This is a genomic window from Streptomyces barringtoniae (genome assembly GCF_020819595.1).
Lineage (GTDB): Bacteria > Actinomycetota > Actinomycetes > Streptomycetales > Streptomycetaceae > Streptomyces > Streptomyces barringtoniae.
The window spans coordinates 50,007-66,264 of sequence record NZ_JAJHNP010000011.1; the positions used below are offsets into that span (position 1 = coordinate 50,007).

Below are 16,258 nucleotides of genomic sequence, written 5' to 3' on the forward strand. Positions count from 1 at the left end.
GTCCTTATACGAATCGAACGGGTGATTGGTTTCCTCACGCTGAGTAATCACAGGTCGGAGGGGGTGCCGACGGGCGCCGCAGGACGGGACGGCGTGCCTGCATGGCCGATGACGCCGGTGAAGCCCGAGACGTTGCGCTGCTCCGGCGGAACGGGGTGGTCACCCCGCGAGCGACAGCGCGCTCCGCGCCACCGTCAAAGCCTGTTCCGCATATCCGCGTCCGAACAGCACGGCGTGGACCAGCAGCGGGAACAACTGGTGCACGCCCACCCGGTCGTGTCGGCCCGGCGCGAGCGGTGCCGTCTCCTCGTACCCGGCGAGCACCCGGTCCAGGTGGGGGCAGCCGAAGAGCTGGAGCATCGCCAGGTCCGTCTCCCGGTGTCCGCCGTGCGCGGCCGGGTCGATGAGCCGGACCTCGCCGTCGGCGCCCCACAGCACGTTGCCGTTCCACAGGTCCCCGTGCAGGCGCGCGGGCGGCTCGGCGGGTCCTGCCAGGTCGGGCAGTCGCGCGCAGACCCGCTCGAACACGGCCGCCTCGCCCGGGCGGAGCGTGCCGCTGTCGACCGCGCCGCGCACGTACGGCAGCACCCGGTGCTCGGCGTACCAGCCGGGCCAGTCGTCTCCCGGCGTGTTGCGCATGGGCGCGAGGCCGATGAACGCGTCCTCGGGACCGCCGGGCGGCGCAGCTCCGAAATCCGAAGCACCCGCGGCGTGCAGGGCGGCGAGGGCCTGGCCGAAATGATGCGCTGCCTCGGGATCCGGCCGCCCGGTCGCGACCCGCTCCGTCACCATCCAGCGTTCGTCGTGACCGAGCACCGCCGGCACCCGTACCGCGTCCGCCGCGGCCAGCCAGCGCAGCCCCGCCACCTCCGCGCGTACCGCCCCGGGGGCGTCACCCCGCTTGACCATCACCGGTGTGCCGCCGTCCAGGGTCACCTCCGCCGGCGATCCGGAGGCCGCCCGTGCACCGGTGACCGGGCGGCCGGTGAGCCGGGACGCCGCCTGCCCCGGATCCTCGCGATCCTCGTCTCGGTTGACCACGGCCCCAGCGTACGTCCCGCAACAGAGGCCGGTGGTAGGCGACTTCGACCATTGATACGACTGTTTTCAGCCAAACCCAGTCGGTCACTACCCGTGCTGATTCCGTACCGCTAGCGTGAGGGCGCCGCGTCGCCACACCAGGGGCACAGGGCCCCGCCGGGACTAGCGCGCGGCGGAGGATATCCCCCTTGACCACAGCATCCGTGCTGATGGCCGACGTCTTCGAAGTCCAGCCGTACACCTCCCACTGCAAGGTCATCCTGGGTGAGGGTGCGCACGCCGTGATCGGTGTGTCCCCGGGCAACAGCTATTTCTCCGCCCGCCGCCTGCACGACCTCGCCCGCTGGGGACTGGACCACTTCGACAGGGTCGACTTCGTCTACACCGACCTGTACGTCGCCGAGATGTACGAGGCGTCCGGCTATCCACCGGACGAGGCCCGGCGCAAGGCGGTGAAGAACCTGCGCGGGGTGCGCGCCAAGGTCCGTGACGCGGTGTCGGCGGCCGACCCGGAGGGCCTGCGGATGGACTGGCACCCGATGTCCGAGTTCCGCACCAACCCCGCCTACCAGGACATCCACCGTCAGCTCAAGACGCGCCTGGCCTCCGACGGGGCCTTCCGGGCCGTCTGTGACGCCCTGGTGAATCGTTTCCTCAGTGCGCGTGGCGAGACACCGACCGAGCGGCAGCGGGCCGTGTGCCTGGAGTACGTGTGCGCCGAGGCGCCGCTGTTCCTGGACACCCCCGCCATCCTCAAGGTGCCCTCCTCGCTCAACTGCTACCACCAACTGCTGCCGATGGCCGAGCTGTTGTACTCGCGCGGCGCCGGCCTGCGCGCGTCCCGCAACCAGGGCCACGCCATCGTCACCCCCGCCGCCGCCCTCGAAGGAACCGCCGCATGACCACCGCCCCCGGCGCCCGCGCCGACCACCCGCCCCTGCTCGACTTCCCGTTCTCCTGGGACGGCACCAGGGTTCCCGCCGAGGTCGAGGACCTGCGCACCACCACCCCCGTACGGCGCGTGCGGACCATCGCGGGCGACGAGGCCTGGCTGGTGTCGTCGTACGACCTGTGCGCCCAGGTCCTCAAGGACGACCGGTTCTCCCTCAAGGACACCTCCGCCCCCGGAGTCCCCCGGCAGTACGCGCTCACGATCCCTCCCGAGGTCGTGAACAACATGGGCAACATCACCGGGGCCGGGCTGCGCCGGGCGGTGCTGAAGGCGCTGAACCCGAAGTCGCCGGGCCTGATGGAGTGGCTGCGCGGGGAGGCGCACCGGCTGGCGGACCGGCTGCTGGCCGACGGCCCGACGGCCGACCTGCGCGGTGCGTTCTGCGAGCCGTACTCGGCGGGCATGCACTGCCGCATCCTCGGCATTCCGCAGACCGAGGCCCCGGGCTTTCTGCGCAGCCTCGACATCGCCTTCATGAACTCGCCGTGCCCGATCACCGGCGCGAAGGTCAACTGGGACCGGGACATCGCCCGGATGACGGCCCTGCTCGACGACCCGGCGACGCACGGCCTGATGGGCGAACTCGCCGCGCTGCGCGACGACCCCGACTACGCCCACCTCACCGACGAGATGCTGGCCACCGTCGGGGTCACCATGTTCGGCGCCGGCGTGATCTCCACCTCCGGCTTCCTCGCGATGGCCCTGGTCTACCTGCTCACCCACCCCATCGCCCGTGACCTCCTGCGCGACCGCCCGGACCTGATCGGCCCCGGCGTGGAGGAGTTGCTGCGGGTCAACCTCTCCATCGGCGACGCCCTGCCGCGCCTCGCCCTGGAGGACGTCCGGCTGGGCGACGTCGAGGTGAAGCAGGGCGAACTCGTCCTGGTGCTGGTGGAGGGCGCGAACCTCGACCCGGAGAAGTTCCCCGACCCGCACCGCTTCGACGTCCACCGCGACAACACCGCCGACCACCTCTCCTTCGGCGGCGGCGCCCACTACTGCCCCGCGACCGCACTCGGCCGCGCACACGCCCGCATCGCCCTGGAGGTCCTCCTGGACCGCATGCCCGACCTGGCGCTCGCCGTACCCCCCGGCCAACTGGTGTGGCGCACGGGCTTCATGAAGCGAATCCCCGAGCGGCTCCCCGTGACCTGGTGACCGCACCACCCGGCCGTCCGTACGGCGCCCCCGACCCGGCAATCCCGGGCGGGGGCGCCGACGGGTCTGCCGCGGGGCTGGATTCCGATGGTCTCGACCGAGGGTGGGTGCCGGCGGATCGGGGTGGGGCGTCGGGCGCAGTTGCCGACGGGCTGCCGGGGGTGCCGTCGTCGGCCGGTTGGGGTTCTGGGCCGGCCCAGGGCGGATGGGTTCGGCCGGGGCGTGTCGCGGTCGTCGGGGTGGGGCTTCGGGCCTGTTCCCGAGGGCGCGGGCGGCATTTTTGCCGGTTGCCGGTCGGGTGGCGCGGACAGGTTCGGTAGGAGGGTGGTCGCCGGGCGCGCGCGGGTGCGGGCCTCGGGGCGGTCACCGGCGGGCCGGCCGGGGACCGGTCAGCGGACGGGCGAGTACGTCTTCTTGGTCAGGCCCACCGGATTGCCCGGCGGCAGCAGGCCCGAGGTCTCGACCATGTGGGCCAGGGGATCCAGCAGGCCGGCCAGGCGGGTGGTGCGGTCGGTGCCGAGGGCGGCCCACGGTCGTTCGGCCGCCGCGTCCGTCAGCGCCTCCACCTCCGCCCGCACGGCCGCTCCGGCAGGAGAGAGCGACCCGTCGGCTTCGAGCAGGCCCCGCTCCCGCAGGCGTACCCCGGCCGCATCCCAGTCCGCCTGCTCCCACTTGCGCGTCTCCCGCAGGAACACCCCGTCGGATTCGCCGGCGGCCGCCTTGAGCACCATGGCCTCGACCGGCCCGAGCCCCTGACTCACCAGCACCGCGACATGCCCGTCGCCCCGGTGCTCGCGCAGGGTCGTCAGGCCCTGCCACAGCCGTGCGGTGGGGCGGCCCGGGCGCTCCAGATCCTGATTGGCAGCGGCGAGTACGCGGCCCGAGGTGTCCGCCGCCGCAGCCGCCTCCCAGGCGAGGTCGGCAGCCTCGGCGAACTCGGCCGAGCCGACGGTGTCCGGTCCGAACAGGCCGGTCATCGCCGTGTCCAGGGCGTCCAGGCGGGCGGCCAGCACATCGGCGGGAGTCGCGTACGTCCAGGCGTCCGGCAGGGCCCGGGCCACCCGGGCGGGGTGGAAGACGTAGAAACAACTCGTCACGACGGAGGGAGGGACCGCGCCGAGCGGCGCGGCGCGCAGCGCGAAGTACCCCATCCAGAATCCGCGCATCCCGAGTGCGTCCGCCGTCCGGTGTACCTCGGGCGCGAAGTACACGAGGTCGTGCACCGGTTCGTACCGCTCCCACAGGGCCCGCGCCATCGCGTCCGCCACCGCTTCCTCCCATCGCTGCGACCTGCTACGTGCTGTCGGCACAAGACTGCGTTATGACATCGGTCATAACAAGGGACGGGCGGCCGGGTTTCGCGCCCGTCACCGGCGACACTACGACCACGAACGACTCTCGTCGGAAGGGTGTGCCATGGACATCGACGCCTCCCTGGTCAGCTCGCTGCTGCGTGCCCAGCACCCGGACCTCGCCGGACTGGAGGTGCGTCGGGTGCCGGGCGGCTGGGACAACCAGCTGTGGCGGGTGGGCGGCGAGTTGGCGGTACGGCTTCCGCGTACCCCGGGCGCCCCGGATCTCCTGCGCAAGGAGCAGCGGTGGCTGCCCGCGCTCGCCCCACGGCTGCCCCTGCCGGTACCGGTACCGGTACGCACCGGGGCGCCCTCGGCCGCCTTCCCGTGCCCGTGGGCCGTCGTGACCTGGGTCCCCGGAGAACCCGGCGATCGGGCGACCCTCACGCGCGGCGACGATGCCGCGGTCCGGCTGGCAGGCTTCCTTGCCGCGCTGCACGAGGCCGCGCCCGCCGAGGCACCGGTCAACGACGTGCGCGGAGGACTGCTCTCCGGCCGTGGGACCGAGTTCGAGGAGCATCTCGGGGCCGTCGCGGACCTGCTGACCGACGCGGAGCTGTCCGACGTGTGCTCCCTCTGGCAGCAGGCCCTCGCGGCGCCCGAGTGGACCGGAGCAGCGGTCTGGCTGCACGGCGATCTTCATCCGGCCAACGTCGTCGTCGCGGACGGCACCCTCGCCGGTGTGCTCGATTTCGGCGACGTCTGTGCGGGTGATCCGGCGACCGATCTCGCGGCCGTGTGGCTGCTGTTGCCGTCGGTGGCGGTTCCGTGGTTCTTCCGGTCGTACGAGCCGGTCGGCGAGGCGACTCTTCGCCGCGCCCGGGGCTGGGCCGTGCTGCGGGCCCTGTCACTGCTGGCGATCGGCAGGGCCTACGAGCGGGGGCTGCCCGGCGGGCAGCCGGGGTGGGACAGAGCGGGGCGTGCGGCGCTCGACCGGCTGGGAGCGGCGCGACGCGCCGGGTGATTCGCCCGGACGGGGAGTCGCGTGGCGTGATCGCTGGGGCAGACGGGTGGCACGGTGACCCGGCTGGGTGGCTCGGATGGTGGGAGTTTGCGTACTCCCTGACGGTGGTTCATGTCGAGGCCGGGTCTGTCCAGCTGATGTGGGATCCGCTGCCCGGCCACGGCGGAAGGACATCGCTATGCGTTCTGCCCGCATGCTTTTGGCCACGGCGGCCACCACGGCCGCACTGACCTTCGGCGCACCCAGTGCCGCCTTCGCCGCCTCCGCGGGAGACGACGGAGGCCGCGACGACTCCTCTTACAGCCAGGACCACGACCAGGGGTCCGACGAGGACCACGGCGGAAACAACGACCACGGCGGAGACAACGACCAGGGGCGCGACAACGACTCGGGCCGCGGTCACGACAATGATCACGGAGACGACAACGACAAGGGCCGCGGACACGGTGGGCCGCGCGGCGGAATCCACACGGGTGGCGGAGCGCTGTCCGCGGTGCGCGGTGACGGAGGGGGCGACGACCGGGGCGACGATGACGGCCATGGTCGGGACCAGGATGAGGGTCGCGAGGGCGGCCATGGCCGGGGCGACGATCACGGCGGCTGGGGCGACCACGACGAGGGTCGCGGCGGCCACGGCAAGGGCCGCGGACACGACGGGCCGCGTGGCGGTGTGCACGCGGGTGGCGGTGCGCTCGCCGCGCTGCACAGTGACGACGGGGGCTCGGGTGGCGACGACAACTACCAGGACGGCGGCCGGGACGAGGGTCGTGAAAGCGGTCGGGACGGCGGTCGGGACGGCGGTCGGGACGGCGGCGAAGAGGGCGGTCGTGACGGGGGGCGTGACAACGACGAGCGGGGCGAGCACGAGAAGCCGCGCGGTGGCATGCACACCGGCGGCGGCGCGCTTGCCACTCCGGGCGTCACCGCGGGCGGCCTGGCCGTGCTGGCCGTAGGCGCCGGCGGCATGTACATGCTGCGGCGCAAGAAGGCCGGCCAGCCGGCGTCCTGACGGAACGACCCGGTCCAGAGGCTGCGGCCGCCGCCGACGCGCCCACCGTGTCGGCGGCCCGCACCCGCTGGCCTTCCCCTGCGTCTGTCACGTCGGTGCGCACCCGGTCCCCTTGCGCAGGCCCCCCTGTACGTCCCTTCCCGCGCGCCGGGGCGTGTTCCGGCGCCCTAGTCCAGATCCCCCGTGCTGCCGTGCCCGAGTGAGGTGGTGTCCGATGGCAGCAGATCCCTCCTCCCCGACCTCCGCGGAACCGCAGGCGGACGGGCGGAGTTCCGCCCGTGGCGGGCGGCTGACGCTGTGGGGCGTGGCGATCGTCCTCGTCGCCGTCAGCGTGTTCGGCGGCCCCCACACCTCGGACGGCTCCCCGCCGGCGTCCCGCGCCGCGGGCGCGAGCGCCGCCACTCAGACCGCCCCGCAGCAGACCGACACTCAGCAGGTCGATCCACCGCCCACCGACCCGAAGCAGGCCGATCCGCAGCAGGGCGACCCGGAGCAGGCCGACCCGGAGCTGCCCAGGTCCGCACCGACCCGTCTGCGCATCCCGAAGATCTCCGTGGACGCCCCCTTCACCACCCTGTCCATCGGCTCCTCGGGGCAGCTCGAGCCGCCGCCGGCGGGCGACACCAACCTCGTCGGCTGGTACGCCAAGGGCGCCTCGCCGGGTGAGAAGGGCACCGCGGTCATCGCCGGGCACGTCGACACGGCCACCTCCCCGGCCGTCTTCGCCCACCTCGACGACCTGCGCCGCGGCGACCGTTTCACCGTGGAGCGCGCCGACGGACGCGATGCCGAATTCGTCGTGGACGACACCGAGACCTTCGCCAAGGACGACTTCCCCAGCAAGCGCGTCTACGCCGACACCCGGCGCCCCGAGGTCCGGCTGATCACCTGCGCGGGGGATTACGACCACGATGCGAAGGACTACAAGGACAACCTCGTGGTCTTCGCCCACCTGGTGTGAGCCGGCCCGTAGCGGTCAGGCGGCTCCGTCCCAGAAGGGACCACCGGGCGCGAAGGCCAGCGCCGCGAACCGTTCGCCGATCCGGCGGTGCGCGGCGGCGTCGGGGTGCAGGTCGTCCGGCAGCGGCAGCTCGCCGAAGTCGGCCTCGCCGTACAGCTCCCGGCCGTCGAGGTAGTGCAGCCGTGGGTCCTGCGCCGACCGTTCGCGCACGATCCGGGCCAGTTCCTCCCGGATGATTCTCAGGGTGAGTTTCCCGCTCGCCGTCTCCGCCGGGTCCCCGGCGGCCCGGACCCGCAGCCGGCCCTCGCTCAGCGCGGAGAGGTCCGGGAGGCTGGGGCCCGGCGTGTCCTCATGTATGGGGCACAGGATCGGAGAGACGACGAGCAGCGGCGTGTCGGGATGTCCGTCGCGGATGGTGTCGAGGAAGCCGTGGACGGCGGGAGAGAACGCGCGCAGCCGCATCAGATCGGCGTTGACCACGTTGATGCCGAGCTTGACGCTGATCAGGTCGGCCGGCGTGTCGCGCAGCGCGCGAGCGGTGAACGGGTCCAGCAGGGCACTGCCGCCGAGCCCCAGATTGATCAGCTCCACCCCGCCCAGGGACGCGGCGAGCGCCGGCCAGGTGGTGCTCGGGCTCGCGGCGTCCGAGCCGTGGCTGATGGAACTGCCGTGATGCAGCCACACCTTGCGGTCCGGGGGCGGTACGGCTTCCACGGGCGCGTCGGTGCGCAGGGCGACGAGCTCGGTCGTCTCGTTGTGCGGCAGCCAGATCTCCACGACCTTGACGCTGCCGGGCAGCCCGCAGAAGCGCACGGTGGCGACCGGGCCGGGCCGCTGCTCGGCCGTACCGGTGGTCATGTCGATGGTGAGCGTGTTGCCGCCGGCGGCCCGGCCGCTGCCGGCCGGACGTCCGTCGACGAGCAGGTCGTACACGCCGTCCGGGCGCGGCGGTGCGCCGACGTAGACCTGTTTGGTCGGCAGGGTGTCCAGCTCGACGGTGGTCGCGCGGGTGCGGAAGACCAGCCGCACACCGGAGGGCTGGGACTCCGCCATGGCCAGCTGGGGATCGGCGCACTGCGCGCGGGCGCGGGCCGGCAGCCGGTGCGGCAGCAGTCCGTTGGCGGTGCGTTCCAGATCGAGGGCGCCGCGCACGAGGTCGGGGGTGAGCGGGGTGGTGTGCATGGTGTCGGCCTGCGTTTCCGGGGGTCAGGGGGTGGGCCAGTTGCGCAGCAGGGAGTCGAGGGCGTCGAGGATCCGGGTCCAGGACTCCTGCGGGTCGGGGGCGCTGTGGCTGAATCCGCCGGCCGTCTCGAGGCTGACGTAGCCGTGGAAGACGCTGCCGAGGAGACGGACCGCGTGGGTCTGGTCGGGCTCGGCGAGGTCGTAGCCGCGCAGGATCGCCCGGGTCATCTGCGCGTGCCGGCCGCCCGCGCTCGCGGCCGCCGCCTCGGGGTCCAGCGGGTGGCGGGTCGCCGCATAGCGGCCGGGGTGTGCGCGGGCGTAGTCGCGGTACACGTCGGCGAACGCGACGAGGGCATCCTTGCCGGCCCGGCCGGCGAGCGCGTCGGCGGCGCGGGCGGCCAGCTCCTCCAGGGCGAGAAGCGCGATCCGCGTCTTCAGATCCTGGGAGTTCTTCAGATGCGAGTACAGACTCGCGACCTTGACGTCGAACCGCCGGGCCAGCGCCGACACGGTCACCTGGTCGAAGCCGACCTCGTCGGCCAGCTCCGCGCCGGCACGGACCAGGCGGTCGGTCGTCAGACCAACGCGAACCATGAGAACTCTCTTTCCTGCCGCATAGGATTATGGAGTTTCCTAAAGCCTATAGGCAAGTATGGGAGTGCTGTAGCCAGTAAGGGGCCTTCGTCACGTCCCGGTGCGTCGCCACGCTCACTCCTACCGGGTGTCCTCCCAGGCAAGAGGTACGCCGTCCTGCGCAAGACAAATGGGCGCAGAGAGGGTCAAGGGGGTGGCGGGGGACCGGCGAAAGGTGTCGGCAGGGGCCGAAATCGGTTCGCAGACGGCAGGAACCGGGACCTACTCTGCCCGGCATGGCAAAGGCACCCGTTCTCACACCCAGGGCGGACGACTTCCCGCGCTGGTACCAGGACCTGATCACCAAGGCGGAGCTGGCCGACAACGGCCCGGTGCGCGGCACCATGGTCATCCGACCGTACGGGTACGGCCTGTGGGAGCGGATGCAGCAGGAGATGGACGCCCGGATCAAGGCGACCGGCGCCCAGAACGCGTACTTCCCGCTGCTCATTCCGGAGTCGTACCTGACGAGGGAGGCCGAGCACGTCGAGGGCTTCGCGCCCGAGCTCGCTGTCGTCACCCATGCGGGCGGCAAGGAGCTGGAGGAGCCCGTCGTGGTCCGCCCCACCTCCGAGACGATCGTCAACGAGTACTTCGCCAAGTGGGTGCAGAGCCACCGCGACCTGCCCCTGCTGATCAACCAGTGGGCGAACGTGGTGCGTTGGGAGCTGCGCCCGCGTCTGTTCCTGCGCACGACCGAGTTCCTGTGGCAGGAGGGCCACACCGCGCACGCCACGTACGAGGAGGCGCGCGCCTTCGCGGCCCGCGTCCAGAGCGAGGTCTACGGCGCGTTCCTGCGCGGCGTCCTCGCCATGGACTTCGTCTCCGGACGCAAGACGGCCAGGGAACGGTTCGCCGGAGCGATCAACACCCTCACGCTCGAGAGCATGATGGGCGACGGCAAGGCCCTGCAGATGGTCACCAGCCACGAGCTGGGCCAGAACTTCGCCAAGGCCTTCCGCACGCAGTTCGTGACCCGGGACGGCCGGCAGGAGCACGTCTGGCAGACCTCCTGGGGCTCCACCACCCGCATGATCGGAGCGCTGGTGATGACGCACGGTGACGACGACGGACTGCGCGTCCCGCCCCGCCTGGCCCCGGTCCAGGCGGTCGTCCTCGCCGTCAAGGGTGACGAGGAGGTGCTGGCCGGCGTCCGCGCGATCGGCGACCGGCTGAGTCAGGCGGGCGTACGCGTCCACGTCGACGACCGCACGGACGTGCCGTACGGCCGGCGCGCCGTCGACTGGGAGCTCAAGGGCGTGCCCGTGCGGATCGAGGTGGGACCCCGCGACCTGGAGCACGGTACCGCCGTGCTGGTCCGCCGTATCCCGTGCACCAAGGAGCCGGTCGCGGCCGAGGCGCTGTCCGCACTCCTGCCCGGGGTGCTGGAGGACGACCAGGCACTGCTGCTGGAGCAGTCCCGCCGGCGCCGCGAGGACCGCACGGTCGAAGTGACCACCATCGAGGAGGCCGCGGAGGCCGCCGGCAGCGGCTGGGCGCGCATCCCCTGGGCCGCGCTGGGCCCGGAGGGCGAGGCCAGGCTCGCCGAACGCGGCGTGTCCGTGCGGTGCCTGGTCGCGGCGGACGGTTCGGTGCCGGCGAGCGAGGACCAGCCGGGGAACGTGGCGGTGGTGGGGCGGGCCTACTGACGGGGAGCGGGCGCGCCGGAGGAGGTTGCAGCGCGCTCGTACGCCTGCACGGGCCCCGGACGGCAGATGTACGGGCACCGGGCGGCAGTTGCGACGCGCCGGTCGGCGACGGTGCTGCCAGTCTCTGCCGGTACCGGCCGCCGCCGGGTCGTCTCGTCTGAGCGCCGCCACCGGCGACTTCACCCGACGGCGCGGTACCGATGTCCGTCCACGAACTGCCGCACATCCGAGAACGTGCCGTCGCACACCCACCTTATTTGTGCGTACTTGGCGGCCGGAGCCCGGACGGGAGAGCCTGTTTCGCGAGGTCAGGGGCCGGTCGGCAGTGCGAGAGGAGGTGGCGGTGGCGGTGCGTCAGGACGCGGGGGCCCCGCCGGGCTGGTCCGGCCGTGCGGTGGTGTGTGTCGCCCGGGCTGTCGAGCCGGGCCGAAATCCAGGAGTGCCATGCCCGGGCTGATGAGCCCGGTGGAGACACAGGGGCGCCACTGGTGTGGAGCCTGTCCATGGACTCGGCGGCCTCTGTTGGGTGGCGGGGCCGTGCGGGGGACGGATGTGCGCCGGTGCCCCGGCGGTGCCCAGGGCGCTCGTGCTCGGCATCGGCCGGGCCCTGAGGTCGGCTGACCTGCGACTTGTGTCTCGGCGTGGCGGGGTGCGACGCTTCGGTCCGCCGGTCGCGACCACGGTCGGCGGTGGCGGTGAGCACCGGTTGCACCGGGAGCGGCGGACGGATCTCCCGGGGCCGGCCGTGGACGGGAACGGGGAGTGGAGCGATGGAGCTGGAGCTGCGGCACCTGCGGGTGCTGTGCGCGATCGCCGACGCGGGAAGTGTGGGGCGCGCCGCGGCACAGCTCGGCTACTCGCAGCCCGCCGTGAGCACCCAGCTGCGGCGCATCGAGCGCCACCTCGGCGAGCCCCTCTTCGAGCGCGGCACGAGCGGAGTGCGGCCCACCCGTTACGGTGCCGAGGTCGTCGCCCAGGCCCGTGACGTGCTGACCCGCGCCGACGCCATCGGCCACCGCCCGGCCGCCGGGCGAGGGAGCCGTACCCTGCGCGTGGCGGCGACCAACTCGCCCATGCTGTCCGGCACGGTCTCCCGCTTCCGCACCCGGCTGCCGGAGCTGTCCCTGGCCGTCACCAGCGTCTACGCCTCCTCGCGGATCGTGGAGCTGCTGGAGGAGGGTGCGGTGGACGCGGCCATCGCCGCCGACTATCCGGGCATGGAGCTGCGCCACTCGGGCGCGGTGCGGCACCGGGGGATCGTCACCGAGCCGACGTTCGTGGCCCTGCCCGCCCGGCATCGGCTGCGGCAGTGCGCCCAGGTGCAGCTCGCCGACCTGGCCGAGGACGCCTGGTTCGTGACGCCGGACGACGGCGCCGGCTGGCCCGGGGTGTTCTACGACGCCTGTGCGGCGGCCGGGTTCACTCCGGTCACCGTGCACGAGTTCCTCGGTGACCAGACCCAGCTGCAGAGCATGATCGCCGACGGTCTCGGGGTGTCCCTGGTACAGCCGACGCTCCGGCCGATCCCGCACGTCGTGGTCAAACCGTTGGCCGGGTCCCCGCTGTGGTGCCGCTATGTGCTGGCATGGCGGCCGGACACCGTCACCGACGAGGCCGTGGAGGCACTGTCCCAGTCCGCCACCGCCGCCTACCGCGACCTCGTCGCCCAGGCACCCCATCTGCGTGCCTGGGCCTCGCGCACCTGGAGCGTCGCCGGGGCGTAGCGGCGGTCAAAGGCGCACCGCGATGTTATGAGCGGGCAGTGGCATGTGCTATGTCACACGGCATTGTTGGGGCGGGTGGCCCGCTGAGACAGTGCCTCACACGCCTCAACACCCCACAGAGGCGCATCCCTTCGTGGAGGAATCCAGATGCGCTATCGCTTCGCGCTGCCCAGACGCATGCCCGGCCACAGCCGTCCTCGTACGGCCGCACGCATGGCCGGCGCCGCGGTCGTCTGTGTCACCGTGGCAGGTCTGCTGTCCGCCCCGGCCCTGGCGGCACCCCTGCAGCCGCACACCCGCGCCGCCACCACGCCCCGGCAGCACGCGTCCCAGCCGTCGCCGGCCGGCGCGACCACCCCCGTCACCGAGCGTCCCGCGAGCCAGGCCCGGCGGCTCAGCCCGGCTCAACTCCCGCCCCTGCAGCCCCTCTCGGCCCATCCGGCCCGAAGGACGGCCAGGGCGGCCTCCTGCGCTCCGGGTGACTTCGGCAGCCGTAGCGGCTCCGCCCTCGTGTCCTTCGTGAAGGCCTCGTCCACGGACTGCGTCAACACCCTCTTCTCGGTGACCGGCAAGGACGCGCACGACGTCTTCCGGCAGGCCCAGATGCTCAGCGTCGCGGCCGCCTACACCCGCACCGCCAAGCTGTACCGCGGCGACAACTCCGGCGGCCTGGAACAGCTGGTCCTCTTCCTGCGGGCCGGCTACTACGTCCAGTTCAACCACTCCGCGGACGTCGGCCCGTACACCCCCCGCCTGACCACGGCCGTCACGGCCGGCCTGGACGCCTTCTTCGCCCGGGCGCACTCGCGTGATGTGACCGCGGTCAACGGCGACATCCTCGGCGAGACCGTCATCCTCACCGACAGTGCCGACCAGCAGGGCCGCTACCTCTCCGTCTACCAGCGGCTGCTGAACGACTACGACAGCTCCTACGACTCAGTGGACAGCATGGTCAGGGCCGTCAACGACGTCTACACACCGCTGTGGCGCGGCAACTGGAACCCCGACTACGTCAAGGCCGTCGAGGCCGACCCGGGCATCATCGACACCCTGTACGACTTCGCGCTCGCCAACACCGACCTGCTCGGCACCGACCAGGCGTTCCTGGACTCCAACGCCGGGATGAACCTGGCCCGTTACGTCGAGCACACCGAACTGCAGGACACCGTCCGCCCGTTGACCAAGGGCCTGCTGGACGCGACCGCGATGACCGGCCCCACGGCCGGGCTCTGGGTCGCCGTGGCCACCCAGGCGAACGCCTACGACAGCACCGACTGCGCCTACTACGACGTCTGCGACCTGCCCGCAAAGCTGACCAGGGCCGTGCTGCCGGTCAACCGCAGGTGCGACGCGAACGTCAGCATCCTCGCCCAGTCGCTGACCGCCGCCGACCTCGACGCGGCCTGCGCGAGCGTCCTGGCCCAGAGCGCCTACTTCCGCGGCGTGGTGAAGGCCGACGCAGCGATACCCGGCCAGTACGTCTCCACCATCCAGCTCGTGGTCTTCGCCAGCCGCGCCGACTACCAGACCTACGCCGCCCCGATCTACGGCATCAGCACCGACAACGGCGGCATGACCCTGGACGGCGACCCGTCCGACCCGGCGAACCACGTCACGTCGATCATGTACCAGAAACCCACGGACGACGGTTTCACGGCCCGGATCTGGAACCTCAACCACGAGTACACGCACTTCCTCGACGGCCGCGACGACATGAAGGGCGACTTCGCCCAGGAGATCACCGTGCCGGACGTGTGGTGGATCGAGGGCGTGGCCGAGTACGTGTCCTACAGCTACCGCGGCCTCGCCGACGACCAGGCGATCCAGGAGGCCGGCAAGCACACGTACAAGCTGAGCACCCTGTTCGAGAACACCTATGACAACAGCGATGTGATCCGTACCTACCCGTGGGGCTACCTCGCCGTGCGCTACATGGCCGAGAACCACACCGACGACCTCCAGCGCATGCTCGCCCGCTTCCGCGTCGGTGACTACGCCGGCGGATACGCCGTCTACCACGACGGCATCGGCACCCGCTACGACGCCGACTTCGACCAGTGGCTGAGTGCGTGTGCCGCGGGAGCCTGCGCCAAGCCCGGCAAGGCCTGACCGCAAGCGCCCCGGCACAACGGCCGCCGACCGGAACCCCGGTCGGCAGCCGTACGCGCCTCGACGGAAGGGATCAGACCGCCGTCGCCGGGTACGTCGGGTACTCCACGCCCGAGACGTGCTGGACGACCCGGACCACCTGGCAGGAGTAGCCGAACTCGTTGTCGTACCAGAGGTAGAGGATCGCGTTGTCGCCGTCGACCTTCAGGGCGCCGGCGTCCACGATCGAGGCGTGGCGCGAGCCGATGAAGTCGCTGGAGACCGCGTCGGGCGCCGTGATGAAGTCGATCTGGCGCTTGAGCGGCGAGGTCAGCGACACCTCGCGCAGGTAGTCGTGGACCTCCTCGCGGGTCGTCTCGCGGGCCAGCTGCAAGTTGAGGATCGCGATAGAAACGTCCGGCACCGGGACGCGGATCGAGCTGCCGCTGATCTTCGCCTTGAGGTCCGGCAGCGCCTTGGCGACGGCGGAGGCCGCACCGGTCTCGGTGATCACCATGTTGAGCGGCGCGGAGCGGCCACGGCGCTCGGACTTGTGGTAGTTGTCCAGCAGGTTCTGGTCGTTGGTGAAGGAGTGGACCGTCTCCACGTGGCCGCGCAGCACACCGTACTCGTCGTCCATCGCCTTCAGCGGCGGCACGATGGCGTTGGTGGTGCAGGAGGCGCAGGACAGGATCTGCTCGTCCGGCTTGATGGTGTCGTGGTTGACGCCGTGCACGATGTTCGGGACGTCGCCCTTGCCCGGCGCGGTCAGCACGACCTTCTCGATGCCGGGGCGCAGGTGCTTGGACAGGCCCTCGCGGTCGCGCCACTTGCCGGTGTTGTCGATGAGGATGGCGTCCCGGATGCCGTACTCGGTGTAGTCCACGTGCGACGGGTCGTCGGCGTAGATCACCTTGATCTCGTTGCCGTTGGCCACGATCGTGCTGGCGTCCTCGTCCACGGTGATCGTGCCCTGGAACTGGCCGTGGATGGAGTCGCGGCGCAGCAGCGAGGCGCGCTTGACGATGTCCTGGGCGCCGCCGCCGCGCACCACGATGGCGCGCAGACGCAGGCCGTTGCCGGAGCCGGCCTTCTCGACCAGCAGGCGGGCGACGAGCCGGCCGATGCGGCCGAAGCCGTACAGGACGACGTCGCGGGGCTCACGGCGCTCGATCTTGTTGGCGCCGGTGGCACCGGCGACGGCCTCGGCGGTGAACTGCCCGACGCTCAGGCCGCGCTCGTCGGCCTTGTACATCGTGGCGAGCATGCCGAGGTCGATCTGGGAGGGGCCGAGGTCGAGGGTGGTCAGGGCCTCGAGGAACGGCATGGTCTCGGTGACCGACAGCTCCGCGCCGTCGATCTGCCGGGCGAAGCGGTGCGTCTTGAGGATGCCGACCACCGACTTGTTCACCAAGGAGCGGCTGTGCAGCAGGACGGTCACGTCCCGCTCGCGCTGCAGCTTCCCGATGAGCGGGATCATGGCCTCCGCGATCTCCTCGCGGATCTTCCAGTTGGTGAACGAGTCGTCGTTGACAGTCACGGATC

At 71.9% G+C, this 16,258-nt stretch carries 13 protein-coding genes; 8 read left to right on the forward strand and 5 right to left on the reverse strand.

Features of this window, described 5'->3' with window-relative positions:
- Positions 1-159: 159 nt before the first annotated feature.
- Positions 160-1,041 carry a fructosamine kinase family protein gene (locus tag LMU33_RS21100; protein WP_228622057.1) on the reverse strand — a complete coding sequence of 294 codons (882 nt, stop codon included), beginning with the start codon at positions 1,039-1,041 and terminating at the stop codon, positions 160-162.
- A gap of 188 nt (positions 1,042-1,229) precedes the next feature.
- Between LMU33_RS21100 and LMU33_RS21105 the strand changes: the two genes are divergently transcribed.
- Positions 1,230-1,943, forward strand: a complete 714-nt coding sequence (locus LMU33_RS21105) for a cyclodityrosine synthase (RefSeq protein WP_228622058.1) — start codon at positions 1,230-1,232, stop codon at positions 1,941-1,943.
- On the forward strand, positions 1,940-3,151 hold the full coding sequence (locus LMU33_RS21110) for a cytochrome P450 (protein WP_228622059.1): 1,212 nt from the start codon (positions 1,940-1,942) through the stop codon (positions 3,149-3,151). Before LMU33_RS21105 ends, LMU33_RS21110 begins: the two co-directional genes overlap by 4 nt.
- Positions 3,152-3,540: 389 nt before the next feature.
- Here LMU33_RS21110 and LMU33_RS21115 read toward each other — a convergent pair whose 3' ends face one another.
- Positions 3,541-4,419 (reverse strand): SCO6745 family protein, encoded by an 879-nt coding sequence (locus tag LMU33_RS21115; protein ID WP_228622060.1) that lies wholly within the window; start codon positions 4,417-4,419, stop codon positions 3,541-3,543.
- A 148-nt stretch (positions 4,420-4,567) separates the two neighbouring features.
- Here LMU33_RS21115 and LMU33_RS21120 point away from each other — a divergent pair, with 148 nt between their 5' ends.
- From LMU33_RS21120 to LMU33_RS21130, 3 genes are all read left to right on the forward strand, one after another.
- Positions 4,568-5,467 (forward strand): aminoglycoside phosphotransferase family protein, encoded by a 900-nt coding sequence (locus LMU33_RS21120; protein ID WP_228622061.1) that lies wholly within the window; start codon positions 4,568-4,570, stop codon positions 5,465-5,467.
- Between the two features lie 178 nt (positions 5,468-5,645).
- Positions 5,646-6,476 carry a hypothetical protein gene (locus tag LMU33_RS21125; RefSeq protein WP_228622062.1) on the forward strand — a complete coding sequence of 277 codons (831 nt, stop codon included), beginning with the start codon at positions 5,646-5,648 and terminating at the stop codon, positions 6,474-6,476.
- A 214-nt stretch (positions 6,477-6,690) separates the two neighbouring features.
- Positions 6,691-7,437: a class F sortase gene (locus LMU33_RS21130; protein ID WP_228622063.1), complete on the forward strand. Its 747-nt coding sequence runs from the start codon at positions 6,691-6,693 to the stop codon at positions 7,435-7,437.
- Between the two features lie 15 nt (positions 7,438-7,452).
- Here the strand turns inward: LMU33_RS21130 and LMU33_RS21135 are convergent, their stop codons facing one another.
- Together LMU33_RS21135 and LMU33_RS21140 are read right to left on the reverse strand one after the other, a co-directional pair.
- Positions 7,453-8,619 (reverse strand): GDSL-type esterase/lipase family protein, encoded by a 1,167-nt coding sequence (locus LMU33_RS21135; RefSeq protein WP_228622064.1) that lies wholly within the window; start codon positions 8,617-8,619, stop codon positions 7,453-7,455.
- Between the two features lie 24 nt (positions 8,620-8,643).
- Positions 8,644-9,213, reverse strand: a complete 570-nt coding sequence (locus LMU33_RS21140; protein WP_228622065.1) for a TetR/AcrR family transcriptional regulator — start codon at positions 9,211-9,213, stop codon at positions 8,644-8,646.
- 275 nt (positions 9,214-9,488) lie between these two features.
- Here LMU33_RS21140 and proS point away from each other — a divergent pair, with 275 nt between their 5' ends.
- From proS to LMU33_RS21155, 3 genes are all read left to right on the forward strand, one after another.
- Entirely contained in the window at positions 9,489-10,901 is a 1,413-nt protein-coding gene (gene proS, locus LMU33_RS21145; protein WP_228622066.1) for a proline--tRNA ligase, read from the forward strand.
- A gap of 770 nt (positions 10,902-11,671) precedes the next feature.
- The gene (locus tag LMU33_RS21150) at positions 11,672-12,625 is read left to right on the forward strand and encodes a LysR family transcriptional regulator (protein ID WP_228622067.1); all 954 of its coding nucleotides are present in this window, start codon (positions 11,672-11,674) and stop codon (positions 12,623-12,625) included.
- Positions 12,626-12,772: 147 nt separating this feature from the next.
- A complete protein-coding gene (locus LMU33_RS21155) occupies positions 12,773-14,734 on the forward strand; it encodes a collagenase (protein WP_228622068.1) in 1,962 nt (653 codons plus the stop codon).
- Positions 14,735-14,807: 73 nt separating this feature from the next.
- Here LMU33_RS21155 and LMU33_RS21160 read toward each other — a convergent pair whose 3' ends face one another.
- Positions 14,808-16,253: a glyceraldehyde-3-phosphate dehydrogenase gene (locus tag LMU33_RS21160; protein WP_228622069.1), complete on the reverse strand. Its 1,446-nt coding sequence runs from the start codon at positions 16,251-16,253 to the stop codon at positions 14,808-14,810.
- Positions 16,254-16,258 lie beyond the last annotated feature (5 nt).

Excerpts from the sequence above, each read along its gene's own strand:
- LMU33_RS21110 (WP_228622059.1), top strand. The coding sequence starts at position 1,940 with ATGACCACCGCCCCCGGCGCCCGCGCCGACCACCCGCCCCTGCTCGAC.
- LMU33_RS21120 (WP_228622061.1), top strand. The coding sequence starts at position 4,568 with ATGGACATCGACGCCTCCCTGGTCAGCTCGCTGCTGCGTGCCCAGCAC.
- LMU33_RS21125 (WP_228622062.1), top strand. The coding sequence starts at position 5,646 with ATGCGTTCTGCCCGCATGCTTTTGGCCACGGCGGCCACCACGGCCGCA.
- LMU33_RS21130 (WP_228622063.1), top strand. The coding sequence starts at position 6,691 with ATGGCAGCAGATCCCTCCTCCCCGACCTCCGCGGAACCGCAGGCGGAC.
- LMU33_RS21135 (WP_228622064.1), bottom strand. The coding sequence starts at position 8,619 with ATGCACACCACCCCGCTCACCCCCGACCTCGTGCGCGGCGCCCTCGAT.
- LMU33_RS21140 (WP_228622065.1), bottom strand. The coding sequence starts at position 9,213 with ATGGTTCGCGTTGGTCTGACGACCGACCGCCTGGTCCGTGCCGGCGCG.
- proS (WP_228622066.1), top strand. The coding sequence starts at position 9,489 with ATGGCAAAGGCACCCGTTCTCACACCCAGGGCGGACGACTTCCCGCGC.
- LMU33_RS21150 (WP_228622067.1), top strand. The coding sequence starts at position 11,672 with ATGGAGCTGGAGCTGCGGCACCTGCGGGTGCTGTGCGCGATCGCCGAC.
- LMU33_RS21155 (WP_228622068.1), top strand. The coding sequence starts at position 12,773 with ATGCGCTATCGCTTCGCGCTGCCCAGACGCATGCCCGGCCACAGCCGT.